Source organism: Streptomyces sp. AC558_RSS880, assembly GCF_019049255.1.
Lineage (GTDB): Bacteria > Actinomycetota > Actinomycetes > Streptomycetales > Streptomycetaceae > Streptomyces.
Genome location: NZ_JAGMUJ010000030.1, coordinates 387595 through 407493, shown reverse-complemented (window position 1 = coordinate 407493; position 19899 = coordinate 387595). Strand labels below are relative to the sequence as shown.

18 protein-coding genes are annotated in these 19899 nt (G+C 73.0%); 11 read left to right on the top strand and 7 right to left on the bottom strand.

Annotated features, from left to right (window positions below; all coding sequences use genetic code 11):
* Positions 1 to 238 precede the first annotated feature (238 nt).
* On the bottom strand, positions 239 to 817 hold the full coding sequence (locus KUM38_RS13850; RefSeq protein WP_217129628.1) for a Dps family protein: 579 nt from the start codon (positions 815 to 817) through the stop codon (positions 239 to 241).
* A gap of 318 nt (positions 818 to 1135) precedes the next feature.
* Here KUM38_RS13850 and KUM38_RS13845 point away from each other — a divergent pair, with 318 nt between their 5' ends.
* On the top strand, positions 1136 to 1357 hold the full coding sequence (locus KUM38_RS13845; RefSeq protein WP_217129627.1) for a CarD family transcriptional regulator: 222 nt from the start codon (positions 1136 to 1138) through the stop codon (positions 1355 to 1357).
* A gap of 464 nt (positions 1358 to 1821) precedes the next feature.
* On the opposite strand, the gene KUM38_RS13840 is transcribed toward KUM38_RS13845, so the two are convergent.
* On the bottom strand, positions 1822 to 4140 hold the full coding sequence (locus KUM38_RS13840) for a DUF4132 domain-containing protein (protein WP_217129626.1): 2319 nt from the start codon (positions 4138 to 4140) through the stop codon (positions 1822 to 1824).
* A 189-nt stretch (positions 4141 to 4329) separates the two neighbouring features.
* A complete protein-coding gene (locus tag KUM38_RS13835) occupies positions 4330 to 5181 on the bottom strand; it encodes a class I SAM-dependent methyltransferase (RefSeq protein WP_217129625.1) in 852 nt (283 codons plus the stop codon).
* Positions 5182 to 5411: 230 nt separating this feature from the next.
* On the opposite strand from KUM38_RS13835, the gene KUM38_RS13830 reads away from it, so the two are divergent.
* From KUM38_RS13830 to KUM38_RS13820, 3 genes are read left to right on the top strand one after another with little or no spacing between them, the layout of a single operon-like run.
* Entirely contained in the window at positions 5412 to 6236 is an 825-nt protein-coding gene (locus tag KUM38_RS13830) for a hypothetical protein (RefSeq protein WP_217129624.1), read from the top strand.
* Positions 6237 to 6278: 42 nt separating this feature from the next.
* Entirely contained in the window at positions 6279 to 6542 is a 264-nt protein-coding gene (locus KUM38_RS13825) for a CopG family transcriptional regulator (protein WP_217129623.1), read from the top strand.
* On the top strand, positions 6539 to 6952 hold the full coding sequence (locus KUM38_RS13820) for a DNA-binding protein (RefSeq protein WP_217129622.1): 414 nt from the start codon (positions 6539 to 6541) through the stop codon (positions 6950 to 6952). The genes KUM38_RS13825 and KUM38_RS13820 overlap by 4 nt, the downstream gene beginning before the upstream one ends.
* An 89-nt stretch (positions 6953 to 7041) precedes the next feature.
* Here the strand turns inward: KUM38_RS13820 and KUM38_RS13815 are convergent, their stop codons facing one another.
* Both KUM38_RS13815 and KUM38_RS13810 read right to left on the bottom strand, forming a co-directional pair.
* Positions 7042 to 7800, bottom strand: a complete 759-nt coding sequence (locus tag KUM38_RS13815) for a hypothetical protein (protein ID WP_217129621.1) — start codon at positions 7798 to 7800, stop codon at positions 7042 to 7044.
* A complete protein-coding gene (locus KUM38_RS13810; protein ID WP_217129620.1) occupies positions 7790 to 8305 on the bottom strand; it encodes a SigE family RNA polymerase sigma factor in 516 nt (171 codons plus the stop codon). The genes KUM38_RS13815 and KUM38_RS13810 overlap by 11 nt, the downstream gene beginning before the upstream one ends.
* Positions 8306 to 8451: 146 nt before the next feature.
* Between KUM38_RS13810 and KUM38_RS13805 the strand changes: the two genes are divergently transcribed.
* From KUM38_RS13805 to KUM38_RS13795, 3 genes are all read left to right on the top strand, one after another.
* A complete protein-coding gene (locus tag KUM38_RS13805; protein WP_308408963.1) occupies positions 8452 to 9540 on the top strand; it encodes a sigma factor-like helix-turn-helix DNA-binding protein in 1089 nt (362 codons plus the stop codon).
* On the top strand, positions 9537 to 11225 hold the full coding sequence (locus KUM38_RS13800; protein WP_217129619.1) for a transglycosylase domain-containing protein: 1689 nt from the start codon (positions 9537 to 9539) through the stop codon (positions 11223 to 11225). The genes KUM38_RS13805 and KUM38_RS13800 overlap by 4 nt, the downstream gene beginning before the upstream one ends.
* Before the next feature lie 200 nt (positions 11226 to 11425).
* Entirely contained in the window at positions 11426 to 13195 is a 1770-nt protein-coding gene (locus tag KUM38_RS13795) for a beta-ketoacyl synthase (RefSeq protein ID WP_217129618.1), read from the top strand.
* Between the two features lie 63 nt (positions 13196 to 13258).
* On the opposite strand, the gene KUM38_RS13790 is transcribed toward KUM38_RS13795, so the two are convergent.
* Complete coding sequence (locus tag KUM38_RS13790; protein ID WP_217129617.1) at positions 13259 to 14326, bottom strand: Ku protein; 1068 nt, start codon at positions 14324 to 14326, stop codon at positions 13259 to 13261.
* Positions 14327 to 14535: 209 nt separating this feature from the next.
* The gene (locus tag KUM38_RS13785; RefSeq protein ID WP_217129616.1) at positions 14536 to 15339 is read right to left on the bottom strand and encodes a nuclease-related domain-containing protein; all 804 of its coding nucleotides are present in this window, start codon (positions 15337 to 15339) and stop codon (positions 14536 to 14538) included.
* A gap of 100 nt (positions 15340 to 15439) precedes the next feature.
* Here KUM38_RS13785 and KUM38_RS13780 point away from each other — a divergent pair, with 100 nt between their 5' ends.
* The 4 genes from KUM38_RS13780 to KUM38_RS13765 all read left to right on the top strand — a co-directional run bounded on the left by KUM38_RS13780 (position 15440) and on the right by KUM38_RS13765 (position 19850).
* Entirely contained in the window at positions 15440 to 15946 is a 507-nt protein-coding gene (locus KUM38_RS13780) for a dual specificity protein phosphatase family protein (RefSeq protein ID WP_217129615.1), read from the top strand.
* 116 nt (positions 15947 to 16062) lie between these two features.
* Positions 16063 to 16950, top strand: a complete 888-nt coding sequence (locus KUM38_RS43270) for an SH3 domain-containing protein (RefSeq protein ID WP_217129614.1) — start codon at positions 16063 to 16065, stop codon at positions 16948 to 16950.
* Positions 16951 to 16993: 43 nt separating this feature from the next.
* Complete coding sequence (locus KUM38_RS13770; protein ID WP_217129613.1) at positions 16994 to 18355, top strand: FtsW/RodA/SpoVE family cell cycle protein; 1362 nt, start codon at positions 16994 to 16996, stop codon at positions 18353 to 18355.
* 37 nt (positions 18356 to 18392) lie between these two features.
* Positions 18393 to 19850, top strand: coding sequence for a penicillin-binding transpeptidase domain-containing protein (locus KUM38_RS13765; RefSeq protein WP_217129612.1), 1458 nt, complete (start codon positions 18393 to 18395; stop codon positions 19848 to 19850).
* The last annotated feature ends 49 nt before the right edge of the window (positions 19851 to 19899 follow it).

Genomic DNA, 19899 nt, shown 5'->3' with positions numbered 1-19899 from the left:
GCAGCCGGCATCTGGCACAACTGGACCACCGGCGCCAAGATCAAACGATCCCTGATCGCCTACGACCACTGAGAACATCGGACTCACTCATCTAGGGGTGTCGTCCGGATGCCGCCGCGGGCGCGGGGCCGGCGGGCCGCTGCCGGCTTTCCGGTCCGGCCGACCGGCCGGCCCCGGTTCCCGCAGCACCGCCTCGTCCCACCGGGAGTACCGACTGAGAGCGATCGGCCGGTCGCCGTCACGGCTGGTTGCGTGCCTGGTCGGCCGCCTGGCCGGCGGCACCGGTCTCCGTGGTGGCGCCACGGGTGCTGAGCCCGCCGCCGCTGGACTCCAGGTGCGCGCGGACGAACCACTGGAAGAGTTCCAGTCCCCGCAGCTGCTCGATGAGCATGTCCTGGGTGACCGGGTCGGAGGTCTCGGTGGCCCGCATGGCCTCGCGGTGGTCCTCGATCACCGAGGTGTACACCAGGTCGAGCGCCCCGAGGTGCTCGATGGCTTCGGCGCGTCCGATCGAGTAGTCGTCCCAGGTACGCCGCTCCACCAGCGCCCCGGGAGTTCCGTTGGGCTCGCCGCCGAGTGTGGAGATCCGCTCGGCGAGGTCGTCGGTCATGGCGCGCACCTTGTCGACCTGCGGGTCGATCATCTCGTGCACGGCGATGAAGTGCGGCCCGACGACGTTCCAGTGGACGTGCTTGAGCGTCAGGTGGAGGTCGTTGAGGGAGTGCAGCCGCATCTGCAGCAACTCGATGATGTTCTGGCTGTCCTGGGTGCTCATCCCCGGGATGGTGTACGAGATGTCCGCATGCTCTGACGGCACGGCAGGGCTCCTTGTCCGCTTGAGTGACGAAAAGGCAGATAATCACCGCTTCGCGCGAGCGCACCGAACGCCACGTCCCTGTCGTCGCCTTCTCACCGGTTCGCAGCAGCACGACCGGCACGAGGACGCGGGTCCGGGCAGGTGGGACGGTGCTCGATGCGGCAGGTACGGCAGGTACGGCCGACAACCGACGGCACACGGCCGAGATGCGGCGAAGCCCTCGGTCCGCGCGGTCCGGACCGAACCAGGAAGGCGGGTTCGCGTGAGTTCCGGCGCATCTCCTGCTCCGGCCTCCGCTGAAGGCGCATACTGGGGGCAATGACAAAGCCTGCTGCACCGAAGCGCCATCTGCCCACCAGTCCTTTCAAGGCCCCGGCCACGCTGCCCCCCAAGCAGTTCGCCGTGGGCGACCAGGTCACACACGACATGTACGGCCTCGGCCGGGTCACCGGTATCGAGGAGGGGATCGCCGCAGTCGTGAATTTCGGCTCGGCGGAACTGCGGATTCTGAGCCCGTACTCCAAGATGACCAAGCTGTAGGACCTCTGCGCCCGGTCACAGCGTGCCGGGTCCCGCATGGGCCTGCAATGAAACGGACTTGTATGAAGGGGAGCCCCTCATCGATCTGACCTCGCAGTTCTCCGCCCCGGAAGGGGCGCCTCGCCCTGCTTCCGTAGCAGCGCCGCCTCCGACGACACATCCCTTCCACGCCCCGGACTTCGGGGACGCCGAGTCGCTCCGTCCGGAATCGGTCCCCGATGCGGGTGCGTCGCGGTCCGAGACAGCCGGCCACCGTCCGTGACGGTGGTCCGACATGCCTCAGGTCATGTGGGAGGCCCGGCTGCAGCAGAGGAACGTCCTCTGCGCCCGGCCAGGCGGCGCCGGAGGTGACCGGGCTCACCCACGGGAAAGCGGATGAGCCCGGAGCACGCGTCGGCCGTCTTCAGCTCGGCTCGATGCGGGGCCTGCCCGTGGCGGTCTCGTCCCGAAGGTCACGGTAGCCGTCATCGGGCACCTCGCTCGATCTGCCTGAGGATGGACTCGTCGGTGATGTCGGCGTCGGCGGCCAGCAGGAACGCCTTGCTGAGTATCAGGGAGAGCCGGTCGTCCTCGAAGGGCAGGTACAGCTCGGGGGCGCCCTGGCGCCGTGCCGGGACGACGCACAGGTAGCTGTCGTCGGGTTCCATCAGGACGTTGGCCGAGAACAGGTGGATCCTGTACGTGCGCAGGTCGCCGCGGACCAGCAGGAAGCGGCCGTCGAGCGTGCACCGGTCGGCGATCCTCAGTCGGGGCAGGAGCCGTTCCAGCACGTCGCGGCGTGCCACGGCGCTCTCGTTCAGCTCACCGAACCCGGTCCGCTCCCAGTAGGCGCGCCCGGGACCGCCGTCGGTCCAGTCGGGGTCTGCGGCGATCGAGGTCACTCCGACGAAGAGGTCCACGTCGCGCATCGCCTCGCTGAACACCAGCGGGGGCACGTCGCGGAGCGGTGCCTCGCGCCAGGTGCCGTCCACCCGGTGGTCGAAGCACACCCGATCGGTCGAGGCCAGTTCTTCGTCGCCCGCCCAGTCGGCCCAGGTGTGGTGGAAACGGGCCCGCCACTCCCCCGCCGCCAGAATGCGTTCGGCCGCGTCGCCGTCTCCGCCGTCCCAGGGGCCGAGCCGGCCGCTCTTCCATCCCCGGGCCCGGAACAGGGCGAACATCCTGCGGTAGTGGACGAGGTGCGCGGCGAAGCGGTGGGAGTGGACGCGGGTCTGTTCCTCGGCCGGGGTGAGGCGGTAGATCTCGCGGAACGCCTGCTTGAAGGGTTGTCGTATGCGGCGCTCGGTGAGCAGGTCCCGCCAGGCGCGCACGGTTTCCGGGTCCGAGCGGAGCGGGTGCCAGAGTCGTACGGGGGTGTCGTCGGGCGCGTGCGGAAGGTTCTCGTCCGTCTCGGGCAGTACGGCTCGCCACTCGCCGGGGGCGACCTCGATCTCCCAGATCAGGCGGCGTACGAGGGTTCGGGCGAGGGGGTGGCCGGCCAGCTCGGCGCGCCACCAGCCGTACGGGTGGGTGGTGCCGAGAGCGAGGCCGCCCTCCAGTGCCCGTACGAGGGTGGCGAGCTGGGCGTCCACTCGTTTCACCAGGTCGCGCAGTTCCTTCACCAGGGCGGCGTGGTCGCGGCGGACCGCCGCCGGGACGCCGCGCAGGGGGCGGCCGTCCTTCTCCCAGGTCAGCGTCGCGGACTCGGTGACCGTGACGACGGCCCGGTGGTCGCCCGCCGTGCGACGCAGCACCCCTTCGTCGTCGAAGTCCAGTCTCGGCAGCCGCAGGGCCACGTCGGTGCGCTCGGCCAGGGCCGCGTCGACCTTCTTGAGCATCTTGTCGAGCTGCTTGGGCACACCGGTGTGCCGGACGGTCCGGCGCACGGTGCGGATCGCGGTGGCCAGCTCGGGCGTCGGGAAGGTCTGTGCGGCGCGGACCACCTCGTAGAGCAGGGCCTGCGACGGAAGGGTCCTCGCCGCCGTCGGGGCGAGGGCGACACCCGGCAGCAGCCGCTCGAACAGCTCCGGCAGCCAGGGTTCGTCGCGCAGCAGCGCCACCCGCAGGGCTTGTCCGAGCGTGGTGACCTCGCGGTCCCCGAACGCCTTGTCCGCCCGGTAGGGGATCTCGCCCGCCCGGATCGCGTCGGTGCGGTCGGCGGCCGCTTCCAGCGCGCGGCGGGCGAACGCCGCGTACGCGGGGATGCCGGCCGCCCTGTGCCACGCGTGCGCGAGCGGCGAGTCGAACCTGCTGTCCCGGTCGATCCCGGACAGCAGTGCCCGTTCGGCCGGGGAGAGGCGGGCGAGGACGGCGATCTCGTCCGCGACGATGGGGCCCACGTCTTCGGAGAGGCGCTTCACGGCCGCGCGCAGTGTCCCGTCGCCGGCGAGACCCGCGATCGCGAGCAGCGCGTACGGCTGGCGCACGGTGTCCTTCTCCAGCCAGAGCCCGACCAGGGCGCGGGCCGGTCCGGACACGTCGGGCCGCGGCCCCGTGCAGTGCTCCAGTGCGCCGAGCCCCAGGGTGAGGTCCGTCCCGCCGCGCTCCTCGCACTCGGCGACGAGCACCTCGAACATCCGGCGGCACGCGTCGGGCGTATAGCGCGGCTGTCGTTCCCCGACCGCCTCCTCGACCGCGAGGCGGGCCGTCCGCATCGCGTGCGTGGCCGGGGCGTTCACGTCGTGGACCGCCACGAGCAGGCTTCCGAGCTCCTCGTCGGAGACCTGCGTCATATCGGGGCGCCCGTGGTCGGGTGCGCAGTCCGGGTCGGTCAGCGCGCGCATCAGCCGCGCGGCGAGGGTCATCGGGCGCCCCGCTCGATCCGGCGGAGGATCTCGGCGTCGTACAGCATGCCGGGATAGTGGCAGAGGGGACTGACAACCCGGGCGGTTCAGGGGTTCTCGGCCGCCGGCCGGCCGCCCACGTCCGCCGCCAGGGCCTGTCGGCCTGACTGCCTGACGGCCGCGCGCGTGGCGGTTCCGCGGCTTCGTGGGTCACGCGGGCTCCGGCCAGGTCGCCGTCACCAGCCAGTGGCGGGCCGTGAGGCGTACGCCGTCCGCCGTCTCGTACGCGCGGAAGGCGTCGGCGGCGGCCCGCCGGGCGCGGTCGACGTCCTCGGGGGCGGCGTCGCGCAGCCAGTGGCGCATCGGGCCCCAGCCGAAGAGGAAGCCGGCGGCGTCCGCCGCGTCCGTGCCCCACGGTTGCGGCACTTCGAGCGGGGTGACGGTGACCGCGTCGAAGCCGGCGTCGCCCAGGACGCGTGTGGTGCGTTCCGGGTCCGCGAAGGCGGCGGGGCCCGTCTCCGCCTTCTGGGACAGGTCGGGCAGGGGCACGTGCTCGGCGACGGCCGCGAAGATCACCGACTGGTCCATCCTGCCGAGGGACTGCGGGCAGACGAAGGCCAGGCGTCCGCCCGGCCGCAGGGCGCGTCCGATGTTGGCGAAGGCGGCGACCGGATCGGCGAAGAACATGATCCCGAAGCGGCTCAGCGCGACGTCGAAGGCGGCGTCCTCGAACGGGTGCACCTGGGCGTCGGCCTGGATGTGGGTGACGTTGGCGAGGTGTTCCGCGGCGGCGCTCGCGCGGGCGCGCTCCAGCATGGGTGCGGACAGGTCGATCCCGACGGCACGGCCGGCGGTGCGGGCGGCCAGCCGGGTCAGGCGTCCGTTGCCGCAGCCGATGTCCAGGACGCTGTCCGTCTCCCGGATGCGGGCGGCGGCCAGGAGCGGGGCATTGGTGGGGTCGTTGAGGTCGTCGTAGCGCGACTGGTGGTCGGCCCAGTGCCGGCCCTCGTAGCCGTTCCACGCCTCGGACTGGTGGGTGTTCACGATCCGGTTCTCGGCCATACGGCCCATGGTGCCGCGCGGGGGCGTCCCGCGGGCCGCTTCGGCCCTGCTCGGCACACCCTGTCGCCGGCGCCGCAGCGGTCGTTCGTCCGGGGGGGCTCACGCGGGGGCGGTCAAGGGACGGGCCGACGGTGCGGCCGTCGCGGACCGGATGTGGAAGGGTGGCCCTTCGGCGGGGAGTGCGTCGGCTTACGGCGGGGCCCGGGCTCCGCGGTGGAACGGGAGTGAGCATGGCCCTGGTCATGTGTCCACTGTGCAGCGACGACGAGGACATCGAGGTGGTCCGGAGCCTGGAGGACGGACGCCGGGTTGTCAGGCACCGGTGTGGCTACGAGTGGGAGCACGCGGCGCCCGCCGCCCCGAAGAAGGAACGGGCGCCCTACTCCTTCGACGAACTCGCGGCGCGCTTCCCGAAGGCCGAGGACGTCGAACCGGGGAGACTGCGGCACGTGGCCCGGCTCAAGGAGCAGTACCTCCCCGCCCGCCCGGACTTCGACCCCCGGGTCGCGGCCTACTGGGCGGAGTACCGGGAGATCTTCTCCCCCGACGGGCTGCGGACGTGTGATCCGAGGCGTCTGAAGGACTTCGCCAACTCCGAGGTCGGCGCCCGCCCCGGCAACCAGGCGACCTTCAACTCCGCCTGGAACGCCATGGGTGACGCCGCCGCCGGGGAGGCGACCCGCAGGACGATCGAGTACCTGCTGTACGGACCCGACGACATACACCTCGGGGACCGGCTGCACCATCTGCTGACCGGGACCAAGCCGTTCGCCATGACCGGGTTCAAAGAGGCCCTGCTCACTCGGGTGTTGTGCGTGGTGGAGCCCGAGCGGTACTTGACGATCCTCAAGTACACGACGGAGGCGGGCGGCAAGCGCGAGATCGCCCGGCGGGTCTACGGACTGGAGCTGCCGGCCCCGGAGTCGGTGAACTGGACCCTCGGGCGGCTCATCCTCTGGAGCAACGAACTGCTGCGTTCCCTGGTCGGCGAGGGATTCGCCAATCAGCAGCACTCGGCGGCCTTCCTGTGGTGGGCGAAGGACCAGCCCGCCTGACATCCCGACCCAGCTGGGAGGATCAGAGGTAGGATAAGTGGCATGAGCGAGCCTACCGGTAAGTATTCGATCACCATGCCGCGTGACATCGCCGAAGCGGCCAAGGCCCGCAGCGGCCCGTCGGGGCTGTCCGCCTATGTCGCCGCCGCGGTCGCCCGCCAGATCGAACGCGACAATCTCAACGAACTCATCGCCGTCGCCGAAGCCGAGCACGGGCCCATCGCCGAGGACGAGATCCTGGCCCTGCGCGATCAGCTCCACCAGGCCCGGCAGCAGCAGGCGCCGGGCGGAGCGAACGCCGCGTGAACCGCTCCCCCGCCGTCCCGGGCGGCACACTGGTGCTGGACAGCGAAGGACTCGCCAAGGCCGTCCTCCGCGACCGCGCGGTCACCACCTGGCTCGCCCTCGCCCGTGCCGACGACCTGCGGGTGATCACCTCCACGGCCACGCTCGTGGAGGTCGTTCACCCCCGCGTCAACCGCCCCGCCCTGGAATGGACCCTTTCCCGCCTCGTCGTCGAACCCGTCACCGAGTCGGTCGCCCGCCACGCCGCCGCCCTGCTCGCCGACGCCGGACTGCACGGCCACAAGCACGCCATCGACGCGATGCTCAGCGCGACCGCCCTGGCCGCTCCCGGGCCCGTCACCGTGCTCACCTCGGACCCGGAGGACATCACCGCGTTCTGCGGAACACGCGCCACCGTCATCAAGGTCTGACGCCGGGAACGTCCCGTCCGGCACGGAAGCCCGTCCAGGGCGTCTTCCCGTACGGCGCCCCGGACGTGGTGGCGGCCGGAGGCCGGAGGTCAGCCGTCCGTGCCTCCCACCGCATCGGGCGTCCCGGCGCGGTCCGCGGCCACCGGGGCACCGGTCGCCGTCTCCGTCCGCGTCGGCACGGTGGGCGTCTCCGCCGTGCTCGGGGTGACCGTCGACGTGATCTCGATGCGGTCGCCCTCCCGTGCACGGCTGTAGAACCACTCCGCGTCCGTGTGGCTCATGCCCAGCCAGCCCGTCCCGGCGGAGAGTACGGCGAGCGCCTTGGTGTCGAAGGCGAGGGCGCCCGCGTAGACCGGTTGCCGGCCGGGGGTGCGCAGCTCCACCAGGTACGGGACCTTGATCTCGGTGCCGGACTCGACGCCGCTCTCGAGCCGCAGCGTCCTGGTCTCTTCCTTGGCGACCACCGTCATGCGGCTGCCGGACGGGAACCGGGGAAAGGCGTGCGAGTCGACGCGCATGACGCGCTCGCCGACCGTGAGGGTGTGACGGCCCAGGTCCAGGACGCCGACGAGGGCGGGAGCCGGGGTCGCCGCGCTCGGGGCCGGGGTGGGCGCCTCCGGCGCCGCGGCCGGGGTCCGGCCGTTCCGGCCGGGGTCCCCGGTGTGCAGGGTGAACGCGACGGCCGTCAGCGCGCAGACCGCCGCGGCCGCCGTGCCCAGCACGGCGCTCGCCCTGCGGCGGCGGGAGCGGCGCCGGGCACGGTCGCGGATCTCCGCGGCGCCGACGCGCGGCGGGACCTCGTGCTGTGCGGCCAGCTCGCGCAAGGCGCCGGTGAGTTCATCCGACACGGCCGCCCTCCCTCCAGGCCGGCTCCTCGGCCTCCTCCACCGCCAGGTGTCTGGCCAGTGCCGCCCGTCCGCGGGACAGCCTGGCCTTGACCGTGCCCACGGGTGCACCGGTCTCGGAGGCTACCTGCTCGACGCTGAGGTCGCACAGGTGGTGCAGGACGATCGCCATGCGCTGCTGCTCCGGCAGTTGGCGCAGCGCGGTGACCAGGGCGGTGCGGTCGGGGCCCGGACCGGGGGTCGTCTCCTGCGGCGGGGTGCGCCGCACCAGTTCCAGCCAGCGTCTCGCGCGGCGCCAGCGGCTCACCGCGAGGCGCATGGCGACGGTGCGTATCCACGCCTCGGGCGCCTCGTCGGCGAGCAGCTTCCGACGCCGGTCCCAGGCCCGTACGAACGCCTCCTGCACCACGTCCTGGGCCTCGCCGAGGTCCCCGGTGAAGGCGTACAACTGCCCGGTCAGACGGGGGAACGCGGCCGCGTAGAAAGCGTCGAACTCTTCCTCGGTCATGCCCTCCACCGGTGTCTCGGATTTCCCGTGCAACCCGGCCGTCCCCGCCATGCGTACAGGTTTCGCAGGTCGCGCACATCGAAGCACAACCCTGGAGGAAGACGTTGAACACGGGTGCCGGGATCCATCGACCCGCCGTCACGGACGTGGCGTACTCCCCTCTCCGCCCGGCGCGCCCGCCCCGAGTGCGGCCCGGGGACGGCGACTTCGCCGGGTACGCGCACGACCGTTGGCCGCGGCTGGTCGTCACCGCGCGGCTGCTCACCGAGGACGCGCGGGACGCCGGGGAGTTGGCGCGGCGCACGCTGGTGCGGGTGTGCGCGCGGTGGCGGCGGATTCCGCGGAACGACGTCGACTTCCATGTACGACGGTCCCTGGTCCGGGCGCATCTGCGCGGACGGGCACGCCGTACGGGCGGCCGGCGCCGGGTGGTGCTGGTGCTGCGCTACTGGGAGGGGCTGGGCGAGGCCGAGATCGCGCAGGTGCTGGGGTGTTCGGTGGGGGCCGTGCGCGCGGTGCTGCGGCGCGAGGGGAAGCGTGTCCCGGCCGAGGACCGGCGGACGGAGTTCGCCGCGGTGCTCGCCGGTTTCGTGCCGCCGGCCGTTCCGCTCGACGGCATCCGGCGGGACGGCGCGCTGCGGCGCCGACGGCGGGCGGGGGTGGTCGCCGCCGGGTGCGCCCTGCTGCTCGCCCCGCCGGCCGTCCTCGCCGCCGGCCCCCTCGGGGACGGCGGCGCCGGCGGGGCCCCGGAGGTGCCCGACCGCTTCGAACCCGGGCCGGTGCGGGTCGTCGCTCCCGGTGAGCGGGTGGCCGCCGCTCCCGGTGTGGACGTCTGGCTGACCCCGGACGGGCAGCACTGGTCGTCCCCGCGGGCACGCAACCGGTTCCGCCCGGTGAGCGACGGAAACCTCGACCGCGCCGTGGCGGGCGTCTCCGTCCAGGGCGAGAAGCTGGACGACGGGACGTACTTCCGGTCCGGCGTCTACTACGGCCTGGACGCCGATCCCGCCCGCGTCGAGATCCGCACCGGCGGCAGGACGGTCACCGCGAACGTCCTGACGCTGGCGGGCAGTCCGGGGTGGGGGGTGTGGTACGCGAAGACGCCGCCGGAGGACACCGCGGCCGGCGGTGGCCGGACCGTCACCGTGTACGACGCGTCCGGTGACGCCCTGGTGCGGTCGGACCTCGGGCCCTCGGTGGAGCAGCCGGTGCTCGTCGGGGCGTGGCGCTCATGAGGCTGCCCTCGATCGCCGGCCGGCTCCCGCGCAGGGCCCCGGACCGCCCCCGCGTGCCCTTCCGCACCCGCCTCCGCCGCAATCGCGGACGCCTGCTGCGGCGGCTGCTCGTCACCTGCCTCACGCTCGTCGTCCTCGTCTGCGGCGGGGCCGTGGTCGCGTACAGGCTGACCGTCATCCCCGAGCCGCATCCCGAGACCGTCGTGCAGAGCACGGTCTTCGTCGACGCCGGCGGCTCCTACCTGGGCCGGCGCGGTCCGGTCGACCGGCAGGAGGTGCCGCTGTCCCAGGTGCCCCGGCACGTCCAGGACGCGGTGATCGCCGCCGAGAACCGGTCGTTCCGTACGGACACCGGGGTGTCGCCACGCGCCCTCGCCCGCGCGGTGTGGGCCACGGTGTCCGGCGGCGCCCCGCAGGGCGGTTCCACGATCACGCAGCAGTACGTGAAGAACGCGCTGCTCACCCCGGAGCGGTCGCTGACGCGCAAGGCGCGTGAGGCGTTGATCGCCGTCAAGCTCGACCGTACGCGCGACAAGGACGAGATCCTGGAGGGCTATCTCAACACCGTGTACTTCGGCCGGGGTGCCGCCGGTGTCCGGGCCGCCGCCCGGAACTACTTCGACGTGGCGCCGGAGGACCTCACCGTCTCCCAGGGCGCGGCACTGGCGGCGATCGTCAACATCCCCTCGTACTACGAGAAGGCGGGCTCCGACCCGAAGGTGACGGCGAGGCTCCGGGACCGGTGGGAGTGGGTGCTCGACGCGATGGAGGCCGCCGGCGACATCACGGGCGAACAGCGGGCGGCCGCGCGTTTCCCGGCGTTCCGGTTCTATCCGCCGGGTGGGACGGAGGGGCAGCGGCAGTATCTGATCGACGTGGCCGCGCAGGAGGCCGCCGACCGGCTCGGGATCACCGGGGACCAACTGGCGCGCGGCGGTTACACCGTGCACACCACCTTCGACCTGGCGTTGCAGGACGCCACCGCCGAGTCGGTGAAGGACCGGGCGGAGGGCTCCGGCGACGGTGGCGTCCGGGTGCACACGGCGGTGGTGGGGATCGAACCGGGTGACGGGGCGGTGCGGGTGCTGTACGGCGGGGCGGACTACGCCCGGCAGCCGTTCAACGACGCGGTGAGCGGGGCGGTGGAGGCGGGCTCGGTGCTCGATCCGTTCGGCGGCGTACGGCTCGGCGGTCCGCTGCGCGGGCTGCACCGGTCCGCGGCTCCGACGCCGCTGCGGCTGGCCTCGGCGTACGCGGCCGTGGCGGCGGACGGGGTGTACGCGAAGCCCCACACGGTGACCCGGATCACCCGTGAGGGGCGGACCGTGCACACCGCGCGCCCGGAGACCCGGCGGGTACTGGACGGGAAGGGCACGTTCGCGGTGACGGCCCGGGCGCGGCAGGACTTCGGCGGGCAGGCCGTTCCCCTCCTCCCCGCCCGGGCCGGCGGGGAGGAGGGGAACGGCACGTTCCTCACCGCCGGGGCAGGGGGTGGGATCACCCGGCGCACCGTCTGGTCCGTCGGGTACGACTCCCGGCTCACCCTGGCCGTGGCGCTGTTCGCCGACCGGCCGGGCGCGAAGAAGAACACCACCGTGCCCGCGCAGTTGCCGAACGATCCGTCCCCGACGGGATACGCGGGGGAACTGGCGGGGGAGATATGGCGGCTGGCGGGCGGTTCGTGACGTTTTACACACGCGACCCACGGCCGGGCAACTCGTCGGATCCGCGCACGGATTGCCGGATGTGTCTCCCGTCACCCACCTGGTAGAACATGGCAAATCGGACATGCTCCGGATGCGGCCATGGCCCGTTCGCACGTCGTACAGAACACTCGTAACCGCCCTCAGTACGACAGTTCGGATCGAAGAGAGCATGCGCGGCCATGACCCACTCCCCCGAAACGCCTGAAGTACCCATACGCCCGTACGCGGTCACCGCCGCCGAGGTGGTTCCCGGTGATCTGTTCGCCCTGTCCCACGAGGAGGCGGTGCGGCACCGGTGGCACGTGGTGACGCACACACTGCCCGAGGGCCCGGAGGTGATCCGGGTCACGCTGCGGCCACCGCTCGGCGGGGTGGACCACGAGGAGGTGCTGCGCCGCGACCAGCGGGTGACCGTCGCCGGGCGGCGGATGGACGCGGCCGCGGTCCCGCGGGTGAGCTCGCCGTCCCTCGACGGCGTGGAGTTCCGGGACGGGGACCGGGTACGCACCCTGCGCGCCGTCGACCCGCGGGCCGAGGAGGTGACGTACGTCCGCCGCTGGGGCGGCTGGCACGCCGACGGCGAGGGCCCGGCCGGGCCGGTGTCCGACGCCGAGGTGCGCCGGTGGGCCGCCGGGGCCGACCGGGAGGGACACCTCGTACGGCACGAGCCGCGCCCCGTGCGGGCGGCTGAGGCGGCAGGGGCGCGGCGGGTCGTCGTCACCGGGCTCGGTGCCGTCACCCCGCTGGGCGTCGGCGCGGGCGAGTTGTGGCAGGGACTGCTCGACGGGCGGCACGGCATACGGGAGTTGACGGGCGAGGAGTTCGACGGGCTGCCGGTGCGGATCGCCGGGACCGTGCCGGTGGACCCGGCCGGGCTGCTGCCCCGGCAGGCGGCGCGGCGGATGAACCGGGCCGCGCAGTTCGCCGTGCTGGCGGCGCGGGAGGCGTGGGCCGACGCGGGGTACGCGCAGGGTGGCACGCGCGAGAGCGGGCTCGACCCGGAACGGGTCGGGGTGAGCCTCGGCGCCATCCTCGGGGACGCGTCGGTGCTGGTCGGCGGGGACCGCAGGCTGCGGGAGAAGGGGCCGCGCGGTGTCTCACCGCTGACCACGCCCATGACGGTGCCCTCGCAGGCGGCCTCGCAGGTCTCCCTCGACCTGCACATCACCGGTGAGGCGCGCACCGTGACCAGTGCGTGCGCCTCCGGGACCGAGGCGATCGGGCAGGCCGTCGACCGCATCCGGTACGGGCGGGTCGACGTCGCCCTCGCGGGCGGTGCCGAGGCGGTCGTGACGCCGGCGATCATGGCGTCCTTCGCCGCGATGCGGGCGCTGGCCGAGGGGGACCCGTCCGGGGGCTCGCCGTCACGCCCGTTCGCCGAGGACCGTGACGGGTTCGTCAACGGGGAGGGGGCGGGGGTGCTCGTCCTGGAGTCCGAGGAGCACGCACGCGCCCGCGGGGCCCGTGTCTACTGCGAGGCCGCCGGATGGGGACTGTCCGCCGACGCCCACCACGTCGCGGCGCCGGATCCGTCCGGCGACGGCATCGCGCTCGCGCTGCGGCGGGCCGTGCGGGACGCGGGGGGCCGGGTGGCGGACGTGGTCCACGTCAACGCGCACGCCACCGCGACGGTCGACGGCGATCTCGCGGAGGCCCGGGCGCTGCGGAGCGTGCTCGGACGGCGGGAGGTGCCGGTCACGGCCCTGAAGGGGCACCTGGGGCACCTCCAGGGGGCCGCGGGCGGAGTGGAGGCGGTCGCCGCGGTGCTCACGCTGCACCACGGGGTGATGCCGCCGACGGTGGGCTGCGGGGAGGTCGACGGCGCGATCGACCTGGACGTGGTGCGGGGGGAACCGCGGATGCTGCCGGACACCGGTGACCTGGTGCTGAGCAACTCGTTCGGGTTCGGGGGGCACAACGCGGTGCTGGCGCTGAGGCGGGTGGCGTAGGCGGGGACGGTGGCCCGCGCGCCGGCGCCACGAGCGCGGCGTGCGGGCGGTCCCCGCGGCGGGTCAGGCCGAGCGCTTGCGGGACGCCGCCGTCTTCTTCGCCTTCGCCGGGGTCTTCTCCGCGGGTGCCTTCCCGGCCGTGCCCTTGGCCGTGCTCTTGACTGTGCTCTTGGCCGTGTCCCCTGCCGTGCTCTTCGCCGTCGTCCTCTTCTCGGCCCGGCTCGTCCTCGACGTCGACTTCCGTGCCGGGGACGCCGTCTTCTTCTCCGCCGTCGACGTGGACTTCCTGCCGCCGGTCTCCTTGGGGGACGAGCGGGACGTCCCGCGCCGCGGCGACCGCTCGGCCCCGGCCTCCTCCGGCTCACCGCGGGCCGCGCGGACGCTCCGTTCCAGGGCCGTCGTCAGGTCCAGGATCTCGACGCCGCGCTCCGGTTCGGGCACCTCGGGCAGGGCCTCACCCGAGATCTTGGCGGCGACGACCTCCTCCACCGCCTCGCGGTACTCGTCGCGCAGGTCCTCCAGGCCGACCTCGCCGAGGGCGTCCATCAGGGCGTCCGCGAGGTTCAGCTCCTTGTCGTGGAGGGTGACGTCCGCGGCGGGGGCGATCCCTTCGGGGGCCCGGACCTCGTCCGGCCAGAGCAGGCCGTGCAGGGCGATCGCCTCGCCGACCACGCGGAGCATGCCCAGGCGCTCCCTGCCCCGCAGCGCGAACTTCGCGATGGCCACCCTGTTGCCGCGCTTCAGGGCCTCCCGCAGGAGCGTGTACGGCCTGGCGGCCGGCGCCCTGCCCGCCGCCAGGTAGTACGCGGCGCCCAGCTGGAGCGGATCGATCCGCTCCTCGGGAACGAAGGTGACGATCTCGATCGTCCTGGCGGTGGGGATCGGCAGGTGGGCCAGGTCCTCGTCGGTGATCGGGATGATCGTGCCGTCCGCCTCCTCGTAGCCCCTGCTGATCTCCTGGGCGGTGACCTCGCGGTCCTCCAGCTCGCAGAACTTGCGGTGCCGGATCCGGCCGCCGTCCTCCGTGTGGATCTCGCGGAAGGGGACCGCGTGGCTCTCGGTGGCGTTCACGAGCTTGATCGGGATTCTGACCAGGCCGAACGAGATCACGCCGTTCCAGATGGATCTCATGTGCGACACCTCTCCGGTCGCCCGCCGATCACAGTCGGGGAATTTGTCGCATTTTGCGCGAGATTTCCATCCTATGATGCCCGCCACCGGGACGGGGGGCGACGGCTCGCGCCCAGCGGTCCGGAGAAAGTGCCGCACCGGCCGGCCCGGGGTCCGCGGCCCCGGTCACTCCGTGACGCCACGAGAAGCCGCCCCACGGCCCCGGCCGGTCACAGCCGGGCCCAGGTGTTCCGGTCCCGGGCCATCGCGTGCAGGGCCTCCACGTCGGCCGGTTTCAGGACTCCGCCCGTGCGGGTCAGGGACTCCACGTCGGCGTCCGTCAGGACGCGCACCTCGCGGGGCGGGGCCGGGATCGTCACGGCCGACGCGCCGACCAGGACGAGCACCGGGCGGACCTCGGCCGTCAGGGCGTAGGAGGCACGGTCGGCGTCGGCCCGGACCCGGCGCAGCAGAGGGCGCGGTTCGTGCCGGCCCAGGCCGACCCGGGGGTCGGCGACCGTCACCCGCTGCCGGTGGGCGTACAGGGCGTGGACGGCGTACAGACCGCCGGGACCGATCAGCAGGTGGTGGATGCGGTCGCCGCCGGGGAGCGGAACCGAGTGCAGGGCGTGCCAGCCGGCGCCGTCCGTGCGGTCCAGGGCCTCGCCCACCGTCCGCTCCGCCGTGAGCGCCCTGCGGCGCGGGTCGGGGCGGAGGCGGCGGGCCGGGCCGGGGTTACGGTCGAGATCGATCAGCAGGGCCTCACCGGGGCGGTTCGGCGCGAGGTCGTCGTCGGGGTGCAGGGACAGACGTGCCAGCTCGGCGGGGGTGGGAACCGGGGGCGGGCCGACCGAGACCGGGCCGGTGAGGAAGGGGCCCAGCGCGGTGAGCACGTCCTCCTCGTGGTCCTCGCCGAGCAGGTTCACCCTGGCCGTCTCACGGTCGTACCAGGCGACGTTCCTGCCGTCCGGGAGGCAGACGTACAGCCTTTCGCGGCCGTACCGCCAGGTCGGTATGACGCGCAGTCGCTCCATGCACCATCACCCCATGTCCATGGGAACAGGCGGGGTGCTCCAGGGGCAAGAAGCCGGTTACCTTTGAGAGGAGTTGGGCGGTGAGGGTGGGGAGGCGCCGTTGCGTACCCGCAGGAGGCAACCCGACATACCGGCTCCGGACAGTCCGTGGAACGAGATCGTGCCCGGTCTGTGGATGGGCGGGCACGAGTTCCGGGGCCTTTCCGGCCGGCTGGAGTTCGCTGTGGTGAACCGGCAGTTCGATCTTGTGCAGACGCTGTTGCGGCTGCCCGGACACGGCCCGGACCCCGGGGTCGAACACCATGTGTGGCCGATCCCCGACGGGCCGCTGGACGGGACACAGCTCGCGGGCGTGATCCGGCTGGCCGAGGCGGCGTGCGAGGCACTGGACGGCGGCCGTACGGTCCTCGTGCGCTGTTACCACGGGTACAACCGCTCGGGCCTGGTGACCGCGCACGCGCTGATGCGGCAGGGCAGGACCGCCGAGGCGGCGATCCGGCTGATCCGCTCCCGCCGCTCGCCCTGGGCCCTGCACAACGACCTGTTCGTCGACTACCTCCGCGCCGGGCTGCCCACGGCACGGCTGCTGGAGGAGCTGACGGAGTAGGCGGGGCGGGCGGCACCGTCTCCGATGGCGCAGCAGGGCGGGCGGGCACGGAGGGTCGCTCCTAGTGTGGCGATAAGTCTCCTTCGACCCGTTTCACCGCATGTGGAGGTACTGTCATGTCCCTGCGCCCCCCGCGCCCCCCGCTCACCCGCCGTCTGCCCATAGCTCTCGCCGCCGGGGCCCTCGCGGCCGCGACCGCCGTCACCCCCGCCGTCGCCGCCGACGACCCGAACCAGGGCGGCGGCCAGTGGAACTGGAGTCAGCAGGGCGGCAACGGAAACTTCAACAACCAGGCCGGCGGCAACGGCTACCAGCAAGGCGGTAACGGCAACGGCAACCAACAGGGCGGCGGCAACCAGCAAGGCGGCAACGGCAACCAGCAAGGTGGCAACGGCTACCAGCAAGCCGGCAACGCGAACCAACAGGGCGGCAACGGCAACTTCAACAACCAGGCCGGCGGCAACGGCTACCAGCAAGGCGGTAACGGCAACGGCAACGGCAACCAACAGGGCGGCGGCAACCAGCAAGGCGGCAACGGCAACCAACAGGGTGGCAACGGCTACCAGCAAGCCGGCAACGCGAACCAACAGGGCGGCAACGGCAACTTCAACAACCAGGCCGGCGGTAACGGCAACTTCAACCAACAGGCCGGCGGCAACAACCACCAGCAGGGTGACAACGGAAACCAGCAAGGTGGCAACGGCAACGGCAACCAGCAGGGCGGCAACGGCAACTTCGACAACCCGGCCGGCGGCAACCACGGCGACCAGGGCGAGTACAAGGGTGTCGTCACGGCGGGGTCCCTGCCCCTGCGCAGCGCCCCGAACCGGGGTTCGCAGATCATCCGGTACGTCCACAAGGGCGACGTCGTCTCGATCTTCTGCAAGGTCCCGGGCGACAAGGTGGAGGGCAACCCGCTCTGGTACCTCCTCACGGACGGCACCTGGGCGTGGGGCCCGGCCGCCCACATCGACAACATCGGCCCCGCGCCACGCTGGTGCTGACGAGCGAAGCACGCAAGGCGCCCCATTCGGTTAAGTTCCGGACATGAGCAAGGCCGGTATCACCCTGGCGACGGCGGATCCGCCCGCGCCCGCCGTCCGCCTCACCGGGCGCCGTGGCGTCGAACTCGCCCTGATCGTCCTGGCCGTCCTGCTGTCGGTGTACGGCTACTGCGCCGTCGGCCTCGCCAGGAACGGCACCGTCCCGCCCGGCGCCGCCGGTTACGGCGCCGGGCTCGGCGCGCTCGCGCTGGTCGCCCATCTGGCGGTGCGCCGGCGCGCCCCGCGCGCCGACCCGGTGCTGCTCCCCATCGGGGTGCTGCTCAACGGCCTCGGCCTGGTGCTGATCTACCGGCTCGACCTGGAGACGCCGGGCGATCCGGCGGCCCCGACCCAGCTGGTCTGGTCGACGCTGGGCGTGGCGCTGTTCACCACGGTCGTCCTGGTGCTGCGCGACCACCGGGTGCTGCAGAACTACACCTACGTCTGCGTCACCACCGCGCTGGTCCTGCTGACGGTCCCGATCCTCTTCCCGGCGGTGAACGGGGCCCGGATCTGGATCCGGGTCGCCGGCTTCTCCATCCAGCCCGGCGAGTTCGCGAAGGTGCTGCTGGCGGTCTTCTTCGCCGCGTACCTCGCCGCGAACCGGGGCGCCCTCGCCTACGCCGGCCGCCGCGCCCGGTGGCTGCGGCTGCCCACCGGGCGGGTGCTCGGCCCGATCGTCGCCGTCTGGCTGGTCAGCGTGGGCGTGCTGGTGCTGGAGCGGGACCTCGGCACCTCGCTGCTGTTCTTCGGTCTGTTCGTGGTCCTGCTGTACGTCGCCACCGGCCGGACGGGCTGGATCGGGGTGGGGCTGCTGCTGGCCTCGCTGGGGGCGGTGGCGGTGGGCCGGCTGGAACCGCACGTGCACCACAGGATCGAGACCTGGCTGCACCCGTTCGGCTCCATCGAGGCGGGTGAGGGCCCGAACCAGATCGCCCAGTCCCTGTTCGCCTTCGCGGAGGGCGGGACGCTCGGCACCGGGCTCGGGCTCGGACACTCGGTGCTCATCGGCTTCGCGGTCAAGTCCGACTTCATCCTGGCGACGGCCGGTGAGGAGCTGGGCCTGGCCGGGCTGTCCGCGATCTTCCTGCTCTACGGGCTGTTGGTGGAGCGCGGCTACCGGGCGGGGCTGGCCCTGCGCGACCCCTTCGGACAGCTGCTCGCGGTGGGGCTCGCCTCGCTCGTGGCGCTCCAGGTGTTCGTGATCGCGGGCGGGGTGACCGGGCTGATCCCGCTGACCGGGATGGCGATGCCGTTCCTGGCGCAGGGCGGCTCGTCGGTGGTGACCAACTGGGCGATCGTGGCGCTGCTGGTCCGGCTGAGCGACTCCGCGCGGCGGCAGGACGGCGGGGGTGCCGTCCGATGAGCCGCCGCGTCCGGCGCGGCGGCGGGGGTGCGCCCCGGTGACCCGGCACATCCGGCATGCCGCGCTGTTCTGCGCCCTGCTGTTGGTGGCGCTGCTGGTGAACGCCGCCCGCGTCCAGGTCCTGCGGGCCGACGCCTACGACGACAACCCGGCCAACCGCCGGGACGCCATCGCCCGCTACCAGCAGCCGCGCGGCGACATCCTGGTCGGCGGGCGGCCGGTCACCGGCTCCCGGGACACCGGGGAGCACCTGCGCTACGAACGGACGTACCGCGACGGGCCGTTGTACGCCCCGGTGACCGGCTTCGCCTCGCAGGAGTACGGGACGACGCTGCTGGAGCACACGGAGGACGAGCTGCTGTCCGGGGCCGCCCCGGTCCTCGCGCCGCTGCCGCTGTGGAACGAGTTCACGCGCTCCCGCAACGCGGGCGGCCACGTGGTGACGACGATCGATCCGGCGGCGCAGCGGGCGGCGTACGAGGGGCTGCGTTCCCGGAAGGGCGCGGTGGCGGCGGTGGAGCCGTCGACCGGGCGGATCCTGGCGCTGGTGTCGGTCCCGTCGTACGACCCCGCGCTGCTGTCCGGGAACGGCAGGGCGGCGCGGGACGCCTGGGCGCGGCTGAACGCCGACCCGGACCGGCCGATGCTGAACCGGGCGGTGCAGCGGACGTATCCGCCGGGTTCGACGTTCAAGGTGGTCACCGCTGCGGCGGCGCTGGACGCGGGCGTGGTCGAGGACCTGGACGCGCCGACCCGCTCCCCCGACCCGTACACCCTGCCGGGGACGAGGACCCGGCTGACCAACGGGTCCGAGGGCTGCGAGAACGCCTCGGTGCGGAAGGCGTTCGTCTGGTCCTGCAACACGGTGTTCGCCAAGCTGGGGGTGACCACGGGAGTGGCGGAAATAAAGACGACGGCCGAGAACTTCGGCTTCAACGACTCCGACATGCGCGTTCCGTTCCAGGTGGCGCGCAGCACCTTCGACACCACGGTGGACCGGGCGCAGCTCGCGCTGTCGTCGATCGGGCAGTACAACACCCGGGCGACACCGCTGCAGATGGCGATGGTCGCGGCGGCCGTCGCGGGCGGCGGGCAGATGCGGGAGCCTTACCTGGTGGAGCGCACCACGCGGGCGGGCGGTGGCACGGTGTCGACGGCCGGTTCCCGTCCGGTGCGGCGGGTCATGCATCCGGCGACGGCGATGCGGATGCGGGAGCTGATGCGGGGGGTGGTGGAGGACGGCACCGGCACGAAGGCGGCGATCCCCGGCGCGATCGTCGGTGGCAAGACCGGCACCGCCCAGCACGGACTGGGCAACTCCGGTACGCCGTACGCCTGGTTCATCTCCTGGGCGCAGGGCGGTGCGGACATGGAGGCGAAGGTGGCGGTCGCGGTGGTGGTCGAGGACGCGGCGGCGAACCGGCGGGAGATCAGCGGCGGCGGGACGGCGGCACCGATCGCGCGGGCGGTGATGGAGGCGGTGTTGAAGTCGTAGGCGTCACGGACCACTTGGTGAGACAGGGGTGTCGGAGCGCCGCGCTCCC

Bases quoted from the DNA above. Each gene is read 5' to 3' on its own strand.
- KUM38_RS13845 (WP_217129627.1), top strand. From the start codon at position 1,136: ATGACAAAGCCTGCTGCACCGAAGCGCCATCTGCCCACCAGTCCTTTC.
- KUM38_RS13840 (WP_217129626.1), bottom strand. From the start codon at position 4,140: ATGACCCTCGCCGCGCGGCTGATGCGCGCGCTGACCGACCCGGACTGC.
- KUM38_RS13835 (WP_217129625.1), bottom strand. From the start codon at position 5,181: ATGGCCGAGAACCGGATCGTGAACACCCACCAGTCCGAGGCGTGGAAC.
- KUM38_RS13830 (WP_217129624.1), top strand. From the start codon at position 5,412: ATGGCCCTGGTCATGTGTCCACTGTGCAGCGACGACGAGGACATCGAG.
- KUM38_RS13825 (WP_217129623.1), top strand. From the start codon at position 6,279: ATGAGCGAGCCTACCGGTAAGTATTCGATCACCATGCCGCGTGACATC.
- KUM38_RS13810 (WP_217129620.1), bottom strand. From the start codon at position 8,305: ATGACCGAGGAAGAGTTCGACGCTTTCTACGCGGCCGCGTTCCCCCGT.
- KUM38_RS13800 (WP_217129619.1), top strand. From the start codon at position 9,537: ATGAGGCTGCCCTCGATCGCCGGCCGGCTCCCGCGCAGGGCCCCGGAC.
- KUM38_RS13795 (WP_217129618.1), top strand. From the start codon at position 11,426: ATGACCCACTCCCCCGAAACGCCTGAAGTACCCATACGCCCGTACGCG.
- KUM38_RS13790 (WP_217129617.1), bottom strand. From the start codon at position 14,326: ATGAGATCCATCTGGAACGGCGTGATCTCGTTCGGCCTGGTCAGAATC.
- KUM38_RS13785 (WP_217129616.1), bottom strand. From the start codon at position 15,339: ATGGAGCGACTGCGCGTCATACCGACCTGGCGGTACGGCCGCGAAAGG.
- KUM38_RS43270 (WP_217129614.1), top strand. From the start codon at position 16,063: ATGTCCCTGCGCCCCCCGCGCCCCCCGCTCACCCGCCGTCTGCCCATA.
- KUM38_RS13770 (WP_217129613.1), top strand. From the start codon at position 16,994: ATGAGCAAGGCCGGTATCACCCTGGCGACGGCGGATCCGCCCGCGCCC.